This is a genomic window from Shewanella aegiceratis, from assembly GCF_019457495.1.
GTDB lineage: Bacteria > Pseudomonadota > Gammaproteobacteria > Enterobacterales > Shewanellaceae > Shewanella > Shewanella loihica.
In genome coordinates, this window is record NZ_CP080416.1 from 3990301 (window position 1) to 4004053 (window position 13753).

Annotated in this window: 12 protein-coding genes; 8 read left to right on the plus strand and 4 right to left on the minus strand. The window is 57.1% G+C overall.

Features of this window, described 5'->3' with window-relative positions:
- The first annotated feature begins 145 nt into the window (after nucleotides 1-145).
- From K0H80_RS17355 to K0H80_RS17370, 4 genes are read left to right on the plus strand one after another with little or no spacing between them, the layout of a single operon-like run.
- Nucleotides 146-1519 (plus strand): nitrous oxide reductase family maturation protein NosD, encoded by a 1374-nt coding sequence (locus K0H80_RS17355; protein ID WP_220074022.1) that lies wholly within the window; start codon nucleotides 146-148, stop codon nucleotides 1517-1519.
- 4 nt (nucleotides 1520-1523) lie between these two features.
- Nucleotides 1524-2492 (plus strand): ABC transporter ATP-binding protein, encoded by a 969-nt coding sequence (locus tag K0H80_RS17360; protein WP_220072406.1) that lies wholly within the window; start codon nucleotides 1524-1526, stop codon nucleotides 2490-2492.
- Nucleotides 2489-3307 carry an ABC transporter permease gene (locus K0H80_RS17365; RefSeq protein WP_220072407.1) on the plus strand — a complete coding sequence of 273 codons (819 nt, stop codon included), beginning with the start codon at nucleotides 2489-2491 and terminating at the stop codon, nucleotides 3305-3307. The genes K0H80_RS17360 and K0H80_RS17365 overlap by 4 nt, the downstream gene beginning before the upstream one ends.
- A complete protein-coding gene (locus K0H80_RS17370) occupies nucleotides 3307-3813 on the plus strand; it encodes a nitrous oxide reductase accessory protein NosL (RefSeq protein ID WP_258406131.1) in 507 nt (168 codons plus the stop codon). Before K0H80_RS17365 ends, K0H80_RS17370 begins: the two co-directional genes overlap by 1 nt.
- 40 nt (nucleotides 3814-3853) lie before the next feature.
- Here K0H80_RS17370 and K0H80_RS17375 read toward each other — a convergent pair whose 3' ends face one another.
- Complete coding sequence (locus tag K0H80_RS17375; protein ID WP_220072408.1) at nucleotides 3854-5470, minus strand: DHA2 family efflux MFS transporter permease subunit; 1617 nt, start codon at nucleotides 5468-5470, stop codon at nucleotides 3854-3856.
- Nucleotides 5467-6543, minus strand: coding sequence for an HlyD family secretion protein (locus tag K0H80_RS17380; RefSeq protein WP_011867202.1), 1077 nt, complete (start codon nucleotides 6541-6543; stop codon nucleotides 5467-5469). Before K0H80_RS17380 ends, K0H80_RS17375 begins: the two co-directional genes overlap by 4 nt.
- 110 nt (nucleotides 6544-6653) lie before the next feature.
- On the opposite strand from K0H80_RS17380, the gene K0H80_RS17385 reads away from it, so the two are divergent.
- The 3 genes from K0H80_RS17385 (at nucleotide 6654) to K0H80_RS17395 (ending at nucleotide 9847) form a co-directional block, all read left to right on the plus strand.
- Nucleotides 6654-7589, plus strand: a complete 936-nt coding sequence (locus K0H80_RS17385) for a LysR family transcriptional regulator (RefSeq protein WP_220072409.1) — start codon at nucleotides 6654-6656, stop codon at nucleotides 7587-7589.
- A 108-nt stretch (nucleotides 7590-7697) separates the two neighbouring features.
- Nucleotides 7698-8423, plus strand: a complete 726-nt coding sequence (locus K0H80_RS17390) for a YebC/PmpR family DNA-binding transcriptional regulator (protein ID WP_011867204.1) — start codon at nucleotides 7698-7700, stop codon at nucleotides 8421-8423.
- A gap of 392 nt (nucleotides 8424-8815) precedes the next feature.
- Nucleotides 8816-9847: a DUF4382 domain-containing protein gene (locus K0H80_RS17395; RefSeq protein WP_220072410.1), complete on the plus strand. Its 1032-nt coding sequence runs from the start codon at nucleotides 8816-8818 to the stop codon at nucleotides 9845-9847.
- A 95-nt stretch (nucleotides 9848-9942) separates the two neighbouring features.
- Here the strand turns inward: K0H80_RS17395 and K0H80_RS17400 are convergent, their stop codons facing one another.
- Nucleotides 9943-11373, minus strand: a complete 1431-nt coding sequence (locus K0H80_RS17400; RefSeq protein WP_220072411.1) for an SO_0444 family Cu/Zn efflux transporter — start codon at nucleotides 11371-11373, stop codon at nucleotides 9943-9945.
- Nucleotides 11374-11376: 3 nt separating this feature from the next.
- Complete coding sequence (gene zntR / locus K0H80_RS17405) at nucleotides 11377-11853, minus strand: Zn(2+)-responsive transcriptional regulator (protein WP_011867207.1); 477 nt, start codon at nucleotides 11851-11853, stop codon at nucleotides 11377-11379.
- A 298-nt stretch (nucleotides 11854-12151) separates the two neighbouring features.
- Between zntR and purH the strand changes: the two genes are divergently transcribed.
- The gene (purH, locus tag K0H80_RS17410; RefSeq protein ID WP_220072412.1) at nucleotides 12152-13741 is read left to right on the plus strand and encodes a bifunctional phosphoribosylaminoimidazolecarboxamide formyltransferase/IMP cyclohydrolase; all 1590 of its coding nucleotides are present in this window, start codon (nucleotides 12152-12154) and stop codon (nucleotides 13739-13741) included.
- The last annotated feature ends 12 nt before the right edge of the window (nucleotides 13742-13753 follow it).

A 13753-nucleotide genomic window follows, 5' to 3' on the forward strand; every position in this document is an offset into this window, starting at 1 on the left:
TAAATAAAAGCGATAACAACGAAAGCGATAAGCTCGAAAACAGTAGCAACGAATACGATAACAACCAAAACGACAGACACCAGAGGTGTAACTGACCTTGAACCACAAGCCAAACAGATCCCCCACCAACCCCGGTTTCACCTCCATGGCATTGAGGCTTAGGCTAGCTGATGGCCTGAGGTGCTGCGGCCTACAGATTGTGCAGTTCTGTGGCTTGATTGCACCAAGCCTACTCTCTTTCAGCCTGCTCTCTTTCAGCCCGCTTAGCCAGGCCGCCTATATCGAGGTGAGTCCAGAGCAAGACCTGCAGCAGGTGCTAAATAGCGCCCAGGCGGGGGACGATATTCAGCTGCAGCCGGGTCGCTACCTTGGCAACTTCGTCATCAAACAAGGGGTACGCCTTACTGGCGCCGACGACTATACCAGCATCATAGACGCCCAAGGCAAGGGCAATGCCCTGCTGCTGCAAAGCTCCAAGGTCACCATAGAGAGACTCAAGATAGTCAACTGGGGCGACGATCTCACCGCCCAGGATGCCGGTATCTATTCGGATCAGAGCGCCAGCGAACTCGTCATCAGAGAGAACCGCCTACAGGGCGACGGCTTCGGTATCTGGCTGCAAAAAGGCAAGGAGATCAAGGTTCACCATAACCGCATTCAGGGCAATCCAGCGCTGCGTTCCGCCGACAGAGGCAACGGCATTCAGCTCTCCATAGTGCAGAACGTCGAGGTCAGCGACAACGAGGTCAGCCAGACCCGCGACGGCATCTACATCATCTCCAGCCAACACAACACGATTAAAAACAACACCATGCATAACCTGCGCTACGGGATCCACTACATGTATTCCCACAGCAATCGCGTGCTGGACAACCTGGCCTACGACACTCGCGCCGGTTATGCCCTGATGAGTTCACGCCATCTCACAGTGAGCGGCAACGAGAGCCGCGACAGCCAGGACTACGGCTTCCTGATGAACTTCATTACCTACTCGGAGATCAGCCATAACCGCATCTACCGGGTCTGGACCAAGCCGGAAAACAAGGTACTGGGCCGTGAGGGCAAGGGGCTGTTTGTCTATAACTCGGCCTACAACAGCATCAATCACAACCTGATCGACACCGCCGAGATCGGCATCCACCTCACCGCAGGCTCGGAGCACACCAAAGTATTTGGCAACAGCTTCATCAACAACCCGGTGCAGGTGAAATATGTGGCCAACCGTCAGGCCGAATGGAGCCAGGACGGCAGAGGCAACTTCTGGAGCAACTACCTGGGCTGGGATCTCGACAACGACGGCTTCGGCGATCGCCCCTTCGAACCCAACGACGGCATCGACAAGCTGATATGGCAATACCCTGAGGCCAAGATGCTACTGGACAGCCCGGCGGTACTTATCCTGCGCTGGATACAGACCCAGTTTCCTGTGCTCAAACCCGTGGGCGTCAAAGACAGTTTTCCACTCATGCAGGCGCCACCTCTGGCTAGCCAGCAGGCAGTAATCAATGAGGCAGAGTGACACAATGCAAGCATCTTCTCCTTCAAGGCCCATCGTCTCCCTGAGCGGTGTCGCCAAGCGCTACGCTAAGGTAACGGCCCTCGAACGTATCGACTTCGAACTCTTTCCCGGCGAAGTCATGGGGCTGTTCGGCCACAACGGCGCGGGCAAGACCACCATAATGAAACTGATCCTGGGGATCATCCCGGCCTCGGACGGTCAGGTAAAGGTATTCGGCCAGGACCCCCTCTCCAAGCAGGCCTTCGAGGCGCGCAAGCAGGTCGGCTACCTGCCGGAGAATGTCAGCTTCTACGATCAACTCACCGGCCGCGAGGTACTGCGCTACTTCGCCCGCCTCAAGTCTGTACCCAAACAGGCGATCGAACAGCTGCTGGAACAGGTCGGCCTGACCCACGCCATGGACCGCCAGGTGAAAACCTACTCTAAGGGGATGCGTCAGCGGCTGGGGCTGGCCCAGGCCTTCCTCGGCAGCCCTAAGCTGTTGCTGCTGGATGAACCAACCGTGGGGCTGGATCCCATCGCCACCCAGGAATTTTACGCCAGCGTCGATAAACTCAAGAGCGAGGGGGCCAGCATCATACTCTGCTCCCATGTGCTGCCGGGCGTCGAGCAGCATATCGACCGCGCGCTGATCATCTCAGGCGGTCGCCTGCTGGCTAAGGGCAGCCTGAGCGAGCTCAGACAACAGGCCCAGCTCCCCGTCGCCATCAAGACTCAGGGACTCAACGGCGCCCTGAAACAGGATGCCCGCTTCACCCCCTATCTCATCGCCCCGGATCAGCTGCTGGTGCCCGAGCAGGAGAAGCTCGCCATCATACGTCAGCTGGTGGAGCTGGATCAGCTGGGGGATATTCGTGTCGAACCGGCGGATCTGGAGCGTGTCTACCAGCACTATCTGGGTCAGCGCCCAAATACGGCGCACAAAGGGGACAACGAAAAAGAGATTAGCCATCAAGGAGGGCAGATACAATGAATGCCATTCTCGCCGTCGCCATCAAGGAGTTTCAGGACGGGCTACGTAATCGCTGGCTGATCTCCATCACCCTCATCTTCGCCGTGCTCTCCCTGGGACTCAGCTACTATGGCTCGGTCGCCTCTGGGCAGCTGGGCACGGCGTCACTGTCGTCCACCATCGCCAGCCTGTCGAGCCTGGCGGTGTTTCTGATCCCGCTGATCGCCCTGCTGCTGGCCTACGACAGCTTTGTCGGCGAGCAGGAGGCCGGCACCCTGCTCTTGCTGCTCACCTACCCCATCAGCCACACCCAGCTCTTGCTGGGCAAGTTTGTCGGCCAGGGCGCCATAATGGCGCTGGCCACCAGCCTGGGCTTCGGTAGCGCCGCTGTGCTGCTGGCCAGCCAGTCTGACGCCAGCGCCGTGCTGCAGAGCTTCGGCCTCTTCATCGCCACGGCCATCATGCTCGGCCTCTGTTTTATCAGCATCGCCTATGTGATCAGCCTGTCTGTGAGTGAGAAGTCCAAGGCCGCTGGGCTGGCGCTGATGCTCTGGTTCTTCTTCGTACTGGTGTTCGACCTCGCCCTGCTGGCGGTATTGGTCGGCATAGAGGAAGGGCTGAGTCAGCAACAGCTGGTGCAGCTGATGATGCTCAATCCGGCGGATCTCTTCCGCCTGGTGAATCTGGCCAGCCTGGATACCAAAGATATCAACGGTGTGCTGGCGGTGGCCATCAACAGCAGCATGTCGGCCGGCGGCCTGTTCTCGCTGCTACTGGCCTGGGTATTCGCCCCGCTGACCCTAGCCGCCCTCATCTTTAACAGGAAGACACTCTAATGCGCCAAACCAAGCTTACCAATTCGCCACTTTTCATGGGTCTCGTCAGCCTCCTGCTGTTGGGGCTGAGCGCCTGCGGGCAAGAGAGTGAGCAAAACGCTATTCGTGAGGCGGTGGCCATGGAGCACGGCGACGAGTGTCACCTGTGCGGCATGTTGATCGGTAACTTCCCCGGCCCCAAGGGGGAGCTCTATCTCAAGACAGAAGAGACGGTGAAAAAGTTCTGCTCCACCCGGGATCTGTTTAGCTTCCTTTTGGACCCCGAGTACCGCAAGCAGGTCAAGGAGATCTATGTGCACGACATGGCCAAAAGCCCCTGGCAGGCGCCGCTGGACAGTCACTTCATCGACGCCAGACAGGCCTGGTATGTGGTGGGTTCGAGCCAAACCGGCGCCATGGGCAAGACGCTAGCCAGCTTTGGCAAGCAAGAGGAAGCCGAGGCCTTTGCCGCCGAGTTTGGCGGCCAGGTTTACCCCTTCGGACAGATCAGTCTCGCCATGCTCTAGACTCTCTATGCTCGAGCTCTAGCTGGCAAAGTGCTAACCACTAGGCGGCGTCGGGCTTAGGCTTACGGATCATCAGCACGGCCACCACGGCCAGCATCAGCAGCACTGAGATGATCAGAAACACATCATTGTAGGCCTGAATATAGGCCTGCTGGGTCATGGTCTTGGCCAACATGGCCTTAGCCTGCGCCTGGGCGGTCACGGGATCCGAGCCTGCCTGCACAAACAGCTGACTGCTCTGCTGCAGATATTGATAGGCCTGGCCGCTCACCGCCGTCACCGTCTGTTTCATGTCCGCCAGATGGGTGCGCGACTGATTGTCGATCAGGGTGGCCACCAAGGCGATACCGAAGGCGCCGCCGAGATTACGGATCACATTGAGCACGGTCGAGGCCGACGGCGTCTGCTGGGCACTGATGTGCATGGTCGCAATGATCCCAATTGGCACCAGTATGAAGGGCTGACCAAGGGCCCTGACCACCTGCGCCGCGATCATCTGCTCGCCGGCAAAATCCAGCGTCATGTGGCTGTTCATGTAGTAGCTGAGGGCAAACATGCTAAAGCCGAAGGCGGCCAGGTATCGCCCATCGAATCTCTGCAGCAATCTCGGCACCAGAGGCAGCACCAACAACTGAGGAAAGCCCATCCACATGATCACCTCGCCGATCTCCAGCGGACTATAGTCATGGATCTGCGACAGATAGAGGGGGATCATATAGATGGCTGAGAACAGCGCCATCCCCAGCAGAAAATAGGCCAGGGTCGACAGGGCAAAATCTCGTTGTCCCAGTAGCCTGAGGTTCACCAGCGGCGACGACTTTCGCAGCTGAATAAAGACAAACAGGGCTATGTTGATGGCGGCGACGATCGCTAGATTCTGGATCAGCTCTGAGCCAAACCAATCCTTACGATTGCCCTCCTCCAGCACTACCTCGAGGCAACCCATGCCCAGCGCCATGGTGACTATGCCGGAATAATCGGCGTTCTTCAGCTTATCCCAATCGATAGCCTGAGCTCTCAAACCATAGGCCAACATGGCCATCACCAGCAGTCCGGGAGGAATATTGATATAGAAGAGATAGTGCCAGCTAAACTGCTCGGTGAGCCAGCCCCCCAGGGTGGGGCCGATAGATGGCGCGAAGGTAGCGGTGACGCCAAACAGCGCCATGCCCGTTGCGCGTTTCTCCTCGGGCAGCAGCTCCAGGATCAGCCGAAAGGCCAGTGGGATCAGCGCGCCGCCGAAGAAGCCCTGCAGGGCGCGAAAGGCGATCATCGCCTCCAGGTTCCAGGCCAGCGAACAGAGAAACGAAGCCAAGATGAAGGCCGCCGTGGTCCACAGCAGATATCGTCTCACCGACAGCCCCTGACTCAGCCAGCCCGATAGTGGGATGGCGATCATCTCGGCCACCAGGTAGGCGGTGGCGATCCAGGAACCTTCCTCCAGGGTCGCGCCCAGGCTGCCCTGGATCTCCTTCATCGAAGCATTGGTGATCTGAATATCCAGGATCGCCATGAAGGCGCCCAGCAGACCGGCAAACACGGCGACCCAGGAGCGAAAGCTGCCGCGCTCATAGCCCTGGGGGCCAGCGACTTGCGGTTTAGCGACTTGCTCTGCTACCTCGGCAGGACTCTCTTGGGCGACACTCACGCTGCTCATTGGGTGGCCTTAACCGAAACCTGCTTACGATTGCTGGCGATCACTGTGTCTTTCGGCGCACCTCGGGTATCCACCTTCACCACGGCGCTAAGGCCGGGAACTATGTTGGTCTGGTCATCCAGATCCAAACGGATCCGCACCGGAATGCGCTGCACTATCTTGGTAAAGTTACCGGTGGCGTTTTCCGCTGGCAACAGGCTGAATTTGGCGCCAGAGGCGGGTGCCAGGCTATCGATCACACCAGTAAAGCTCTGGTCGGGAAACGCGTCGAGATGAACCTGAACCAACTGCCCAGGCTGCATATGCTGGATCTGGGTCTCCTTGAAGTTGGCGGTGATCCACACCGCGCCATCCGGCACCAAACTGTATAGCGACTGCCCCGGCTGCACATACTGGCCAGTCAGGGCGCCGCGCTTGCCGATCACCCCGGAGAAGGGGGCTCGAATCTGGGTATCGGCCAGCTGGATCTCTGCCAGCTCAAGACCGGCCTTGGCCTGCGCCACCTGTGACTGACTCTGATTCAGCTGGGCATTCAGCACCGCCAGCTCGGCCTGCTTGGCCACCAGGGCCGCCTTGGCCTCATCCAGATGGCCCACGGCCGAATCGAAGGCGGCAGTCGCCTGATCCACCTCATCTTGTGAGCTGTAATCTCTGTGCTTTAGCTTAGTGGTGCGTTTGAGCTGCTGCTCGGCGCGGATCTTCTCCGCCTCGGCGCTGGCCACACCGGCGGCCGCCTGACGTATGATCGCCTGTTGCAGCGTCACCTTGGCCGACAGGGTCTGCAGCTCTGCCTGACTACTCTGCAGGCTCGCCTGACTCTGGCTCACCTTGGCACGGTACTGGTTGGACTCCAGCTCGGCCAGCAACTGCCCCTGCTCCACATGCTGGTTATCTGTCACCTTAGCGGTCACCACATAACCCGGCACCTTGACACTGATATTAGAGATATCGGCCTCTACATAGGCGTTGTCGGTCGATTCGATAAATCGAACCTGACTCCACCAGTAGTAGCCTCCAACTACCACAGCCAATAACAGCAGCGGTAGCACAATAAATATGCGACGTTTTGACATCCAATCCCCACGGATAAACACCTTGATTAGTATTTGATAGTTTACTACTGTCTTATAATGTTTATTAGTCAGTTAAAAAATTACCAACTGTTTCACAGGTGTAACAATAGATGGATTTGAATCGTATTCAGATGTTCGCCCAGGTGGTGGACAAGGGCAGCTTCACCTCAGCCGCCAAGGCGATGGGACTCACCAAGGCGACGGTGAGCCGTAAGATCGCCGAGCTGGAGACTGATACCGGGGTGCAGCTCTTGTACCGCACCACCCGCGCCCTCAAGCTCACCGAGGCGGGAAGCATCTATTACAACAAGATCCAGCGGATTTTGATGGATCTGCAGAGCGCCGAAGACCAGCTCAGCGCCAGCCAGGAGACCATCAAGGGCAACCTCAAAATCGTCTGCCCGATAGAGCTGGGGCAGCTGTTCTTCGGCCGCATCTTCGCCCGCTTTCTAGAGGCGCATCCCGAGATGACCCTGGACGCCGAGCTGACCAACCGTAAGGTCGACATGATAGAGGAAGGAATAGATATTCTGTTTCAGGTCTCAGATGTGCGCGACTCGCGGCTGCAATCTTACCGGGTGCTCAACACAGACAAATCCCTGGTGGCCAGCCCCGACTATCTGGCCCGCCACGGCACGCCAGCCACGCCGCAGGATCTGATCGACCACAAGGCGATTCGCCTCAAGTCGACCCACATCGACGGTGGCTGGACATTGTTCGATGGTCAGCAATGGATCACCATAGAGCCCGAGGCCCAGCTGACGGTCAATAATGTCACCCTGGCCCGTGAGGCCGCCATCGAAGGATTGGGGATCGCCACGGCGCCGACCCTGGTGGCCCAGGCCGCCATCGAAGAGGGGCTTCTTATCCCCCTGTTGACCGACTTTCCCATGGCGCAGACCGCCATTACCCTGAGCTTTCCCCGCCGCGCCTACCTGCCGCGCAAGTATCGCGCCTTTATCGAGTATATCTATCTGTCGCTGTTCGACCGCAGGCCCGGCGAGATACTGGAGATCCCAGATTTCATCACCCCGCCCCAGCGTTAGGGAGTTGCCGCGCCACAGTTTTGACAAAATAAGCAGCGGAGTCTGCAAAATCGTCGACAAAGCTGCTAACATTGGGCCAATTTTTTTCGCTTAAAGAGATATCGCAAGATGGGAAGAGCATACCAGAACCGCAAAGAATCTATGGCCAAAACGGCTGGGCAAAAGACGAGACTCTACTCTCGCTACGGCAAAGAACTCTATGTTTGCGCAAAGAACGGTGGCTTCGATCCTGACGGCAACCTGGCACTGCGCCACATGATCACCAAGGCTAAGAAAGATCAGGTTCCTGCTCATGTCATCGAACGCGCCCTAGAGAAAGCCAGAGGCGGCGGCGGTGAAGACTATGAAACCGCGCGTTACGAAGGCTTTGGTCCAGGCGGCACCATGGTGATCGTCGACTGTCTGACCGACAACGGCAAGCGTACCTTTACCGAGGTACGTCAGGCCTTCGTGAAGAACGACGCCAAGCTGGGTAGCCCAGGCACAGTTGGTCACATGTTCGACCATCAAGCGGTATTTGCCTTCAAGGGCGAGGATGAAGAAGCGGTACTGGAAGCCCTGATGATGGCCGACGTAGATGTGGCCGACATCGAGGTAGAAGATGGCATCATCAGCGTGTTCGCGCCAAACACTGAGTTCTACAAGGCCAAGACGGCACTGAACGAAGCCTTCCCTGAGACAGAACTGGAAGTGGAAGAGATCGCCTTCGTACCACAGACCATGACAGAACTCACCGACCCGGAAGTTATCGCTCAGTTCGAAAAATTCCAGGCCGCACTGGAAGATTGTGACGACGTACAAAACGTCTACCACAACGCCGACATCAAGGCCTAATTTAACGCACTCGTTTTTCGCATACGCAGAAACCGAATTAATACCTCTTCGACCAGCCAATCTGGTCGAGAAAACACCTAGAGCGATTCGTCGAACCCGTTGATGAATCGCTCTTTTTTTAGCCAACCCTACCGTGATTTTCCCGTAAGTTTTTTGACTCTCGCCAAGGCCTTGGCGTTTAGAGTAAGTGCTCACCACCCTGGCAATTAAACTTTATTCATAGTGCACCTTTTAGCCCTGTTTTCGGTGGACTTGGGCGTCTGTTCGCCTATCCTTATAGCTCCACTTATAAAAGCAAAAGCAAGAATCAACCGCGCCGAGACTCGCCGCCTCCCCTTAGGGCATCGCGACTTTGGCACCATTGATTAACCAAGATGATAAACAGGTAACCTATGAAGTATTCAAAATCGATTATCGCCATAGCACTCACCAGCCTACTCGCCGCCTGTGGTGGCAGCGATGACACGCCAGAAACCCCTAAGACGGGTGTCTTCAGCCTGGGGGTATCGGACAACCCTGCCGACGCTAAAGTCGTGAATATCGCCTTCAAACAGGTCGTACTCAAAGGTAGCGATGGCTCCCTGTCATTCGACGTCTCAGAAAACGGCGAGCTGAAACACGTCGACCTGCTGACGGTACAAGGCCAGGAGGTCGAGACACTGGTGAGCGGCCAGTCTATTCCGGTCGGCGAGTACCAGATGTGTATCTACATGCAAAACAGCGAAGTGGCCGACACCAACAGCTCTTACGTGAAAACCATGGATGACATGGACGCGGGTCTGGTCACCAACAGCAACGGTAGCTGTGGCGGCGTAGGCGCCGAAGAGGAAGGCACGGGTCGTCTCTTCTTCAACAAGGCCTTCACTATCGCGGCCGGCGTAAACAACTTCGTCGCCGAATTTAACCTCTCTCAAGGCCTGCAGGCCCCCCACGGCAACAAGGACTACTGGACCCTTAAGCCAACGTCGGTACAGCTGGTTAACAACGCCGAAGTCGGCGCCATTCACGGCATGGTCGACACCAGCGTGATGGCAGACTGTGAAGCCGCCGCCGGCGGTTCAGAGTTCAGCCCGGCCGTCTACCTCTACCCAACGGCGACCGCGCTGGAGAACATGCTGGACTTCCGCCTGGAGGCAGACATCACCGAGCCGCAAGTGGCACCTATCGCCTCGGCCCGCGTCAACCCAGTCACCGACGAGACAGAAACCGTGGTGGGTTACGAGTATGAGTTTGGCTTCGTCGCCGCCGCTAACTACAGCCTGGGCTACACCTGTCTGGCACAGAATGACGATCCAGAAGTGGCCAACGGCCCACAGGATGTCGAAATGCCATTCTTCATCCACGTGGATGAACAGGACGTGACCGTTACCCAAGGCACCACCACAGAGCGTGACTTCGACGCTGCCGAAGTACCCGCGCCATAAGCCCTTGGACTAAGCAATTATTTGCGAAGTAACCAATATACAGAAAGCAAAAAGGCACTCTCATGAGTGCCTTTTTTATTGACCGAAGCTAAATATTAAGAGCAGCAATCCCGGCGCCACCAGTTCTTCGGCAGCTTGGCCAGCAAGACTTTGAGCATCAAAATCGCCAGTATGATCCCCGAGGCATTTACCACCAGGGAAGGCAACAGATTATGCTGCTCGCCCACCTGAGGCATCACCTCGAAACCAAAGGTCGCCACCAGATAGTTCACCAAGACGCCCGCTACCAAGGCCACACCCAAGACGCCACCCAGGTAGCCATAGAGGGCGCGTTTACCCAGCTCCTTGGTTACCACCCCCAGGGTAGCGATATTAGTTGCCGGACCCGCCAGCATGAAGACAAGCACGGCACCTGGCGATACCCCCGCCAGCAGCAGACCTGCGGCAATCGGCGTCGATGCCGTAGCGCAGATATACATGGGCACAGAGATCAGCACCATCACCAACATGGCCAAGATGCCATCACCCCACTTGGCCATGAAATCTCCCGGCACATAGGTCTGCACCAGGGCCGCGAAGAAGAGACCAATCAGCAGCCAGACTGTGGTGTCACGCACCAGATCAGTCGCCGCATAGTGCAGGCCCTTACCCATGCGCGCCAGCACCGAAGTGCCCTTGAGCTCACTGGCGACATCTTTGGTCGATTCACAGCAACTCTCGCCCTGGGCAGCACTCTGATTATCGGCCTTAGCGCTCGAACAGCATGAGCTCGCCGCCTTCACCTCTTGCTTACTGCTACAACATGAGCTGACCGGCTCCGGCGCCGCCTTGCTGGCACAGCATGCACCGTTCGCGGACTTAACCGCCTCAGGTTTAACCAAAGCCACTGGCTTAACCAAGGCTTCTTGCTTGAGAATGGCATCTGAGCTCACGGGGCGCATCATCATGGGCGAGACATCCGCCGTCATACGCACAGGTGCACTCGGCTTGTCACCACAGCAGCTCGATGACTCAGCCTTTTCGAGCGACTTTTGAGCTGGCTTACTGCTACAGCAGCTGCTCGCCTCAGCCTTGTCTGCCTCATCTCGTTTAGAAACGGCCGAATGAGCCACTTCGGCAGTCTTGGCTTCGTCATCATCACGGCCCACCAGCAGGCCGGCGACTATGGCGCTGGTGACCGCGGCTATGGGTCTGACAACCGCCATGAAGGGGCCGAGCAGCACGTAGGAGACGCTCACAGAGTCGATGCCCGTCTCAGGGGTCGACACCAAGAATGAGGTAGTGGCGGCCTTAGAGGCGCCCGAGCGGCGCAGGCCGACGGCGGCAGGGATCACCCCGCAGGAGCAGAGCGGCAAGGGCGCGCCTAACACGGCGGCCTTGATAGTGGTCTTGACCCCATGGCCACCCAGCTGCTTCTGCATCCAGGTCATGGGCACAAACATCTTCAACATACCGGCAAGCACCAGACCCAGCAGCAGCCAGGGCGCGGAATCGAGAAAGAGATCGATAAAATTAGATAACAACATAGGTTAACCCTTTAGCTTACAACTGGTTTTATATTCGGTTTCGCCGTGATCATGGCTGTGATTCTCACACTTCACCTCTACGTTAGACTCGAGCGCCTCCAGGATGGAGCAATGTTCGGCGCTCTCCGGTCCGCCGCAACAGGCATCGGATAGCCGCTGCAGGGAGACGCGAAAATGATTCAGCTCGGCGATCTTCTCTTCCACATTGGCCAGCTTGATATCCACCATCCCCTTCACGTCGGCGCAGGCCCAGTTGGACTTGTCCAGATCGATAGATAGCAGCTCGGTGATCTCCGACAGGGTGAAGCCCACCGCCTTTGCCCGCAGAATGAAGCGCAGACGCTCGGCGTCCTGTTCTGTGTAGAGGCGGTAACCCGAGTCGCTGCGCATCGACGGCGACAATAGGCCATGCTTCTCGTAAAAACGCAGGGTATCGGCCTTGACCTCACACTGTTTGGCTAACTCTCCAATACGAAACATCTTGCCTCCAGGGCGCCTTTTTCATTGCGATAGTGCCAGTATAAACCTTAGAGTTAAATCTAAGGTCAAGGGTTATTCTGCCGTAAATTACAATCTGTTGCTTGTTCGCCATGGCGTATTGTGAAATCGCACAGAAAAAAACAGCATGGCACACAGTTTTACGGTAAAATACGCGCGCCGCGATGGGGAGTCGACTATTTGAGGGGCTTTTGGAAAGCAATACGCTTATGGTTAGCAAGCACTAACTGTTCTGTTTTCCGAAAGATCCTTAAAATAACCACTGGACCCTGTACCTAAAATGAATAATGCCAGACCTATTCGTCGCGCGCTGTTAAGCGTTTCTGATAAAACCGGAATCCTGGAGTTTGCACAAGCCCTGCACGCTCAAGGTGTTGAACTGCTATCTACCGGCGGCACCGCCCGTCTGCTAGCAGACAACGGTGTGCCTGTCATTGAAGTCTCTGACTACACGGGCCATCCTGAGATCATGGACGGCCGCGTAAAGACCCTGCACCCTAAAGTGCACGGCGGCATCCTCGGCCGTCGCGGTATCGATGAGATAGTGATGGAACAGAACGCCATTAAGCCTATCGATCTGGTTGCCGTTAACCTCTACCCCTTTGCCGAGACTGTGGCCAAAGAAGGCTGCACCCTGGCCGACGCCGTGGAAAACATCGACATCGGCGGCCCAACCATGGTGCGCTCTACCGCAAAGAACCACAAAGACACCACCATTGTCGTTAACGCCAAAGACTATGATCGCGTGATCCAAGAGATGCAGGCCAACCAGGGTAGCACCACGCTGGAGACACGTTTCGATCTGGCTATCGCCGCCTTCGAACACACGGCCGCCTACGATGGCATGATCGCCAACTACTTCGGCACCATGGTACCGGCGCACAGCCAGGACGAGTGCCACCAGGATTCTAAGTTCCCACGCACCTACAACACTCAGTTGGTGAAGAAGCAAGATCTGCGTTACGGCGAGAACAGCCACCAGAGCGCCGCCTTCTATGTGGACCTCAACATCGACGAGGCCTCGGTTGCCAGCGCAACTCAGCTACAGGGTAAGGCACTGTCTTACAACAACATCGCCGATACCGATGCGGCGCTGGAATGCGTCAAAGAGTTCAGCGAGCCGGCCTGTGTTATCGTCAAGCACGCCAACCCTTGTGGCGTTGCCATCGGCAAGGATCTGCTCGAGGCCTACAACCGCGCCTACCAGACCGACCCAACCTCAGCCTTCGGCGGCATCATCGCCTTCAACGGTGAGCTGGATGCCGAGACCGCCAGCGCCATCGTCGAGCGTCAGTTTGTCGAGGTAATCATCGCACCAGTCGTTAGCCAGGCGGCACGCGACGTTGTGGCTGCCAAGGCCAACGTCCGTCTGCTGGAGTGCGGTCAATGGACTAGCAAGACCCGCAGCCTGGACTACAAGCGCGTCAACGGCGGCCTGCTGATCCAAGACAGAGACCAAGGCATGGTCGAGATGAGCGACATCAAGGTAGTGACCAAGCGTCAGCCTACCGAAGCCGAGATGAAAGATCTTATGTTCTGCTGGAAGGTGGCCAAGTTCGTTAAGTCTAACGCCATCGTCTACGCCAAAGACAGCATGACAATCGGCGTGGGCGCCGGCCAGATGAGCCGCGTCTACAGCGCCAAGGTGGCCGGTATCAAGGCTGCCGATGAGAATCTGGAAGTCGTAGGTTCTGTGATGGCATCCGATGCCTTCTTCCCGTTCCGCGATGGCATCGACGCCGCGGCGGCCGCCGGTATCAGCTGCATCATCCAGCCGGGCGGTTCGATTCGCGATGAAGAGATCATCGCAGCCGCCGATGAGCATGGCATGGCCATGGTCTTCACCGGCATGCGTCACTTCCGTCATTAATTTGCTTTCGCG

Excerpts from the sequence above, each read along its gene's own strand:
- K0H80_RS17355 (WP_220074022.1), top strand. The coding sequence starts at position 146 with ATGGCATTGAGGCTTAGGCTAGCTGATGGCCTGAGGTGCTGCGGCCTA.
- K0H80_RS17360 (WP_220072406.1), top strand. The coding sequence starts at position 1,524 with ATGCAAGCATCTTCTCCTTCAAGGCCCATCGTCTCCCTGAGCGGTGTC.
- K0H80_RS17365 (WP_220072407.1), top strand. The coding sequence starts at position 2,489 with ATGAATGCCATTCTCGCCGTCGCCATCAAGGAGTTTCAGGACGGGCTA.
- K0H80_RS17370 (WP_258406131.1), top strand. The coding sequence starts at position 3,307 with ATGCGCCAAACCAAGCTTACCAATTCGCCACTTTTCATGGGTCTCGTC.
- K0H80_RS17375 (WP_220072408.1), bottom strand. The coding sequence starts at position 5,470 with ATGAGCAGCGTGAGTGTCGCCCAAGAGAGTCCTGCCGAGGTAGCAGAG.
- K0H80_RS17380 (WP_011867202.1), bottom strand. The coding sequence starts at position 6,543 with ATGTCAAAACGTCGCATATTTATTGTGCTACCGCTGCTGTTATTGGCT.
- K0H80_RS17385 (WP_220072409.1), top strand. The coding sequence starts at position 6,654 with ATGGATTTGAATCGTATTCAGATGTTCGCCCAGGTGGTGGACAAGGGC.
- K0H80_RS17390 (WP_011867204.1), top strand. The coding sequence starts at position 7,698 with ATGGGAAGAGCATACCAGAACCGCAAAGAATCTATGGCCAAAACGGCT.
- K0H80_RS17395 (WP_220072410.1), top strand. The coding sequence starts at position 8,816 with ATGAAGTATTCAAAATCGATTATCGCCATAGCACTCACCAGCCTACTC.
- K0H80_RS17400 (WP_220072411.1), bottom strand. The coding sequence starts at position 11,373 with ATGTTGTTATCTAATTTTATCGATCTCTTTCTCGATTCCGCGCCCTGG.
- zntR (WP_011867207.1), bottom strand. The coding sequence starts at position 11,853 with ATGTTTCGTATTGGAGAGTTAGCCAAACAGTGTGAGGTCAAGGCCGAT.
- purH (WP_220072412.1), top strand. The coding sequence starts at position 12,152 with ATGAATAATGCCAGACCTATTCGTCGCGCGCTGTTAAGCGTTTCTGAT.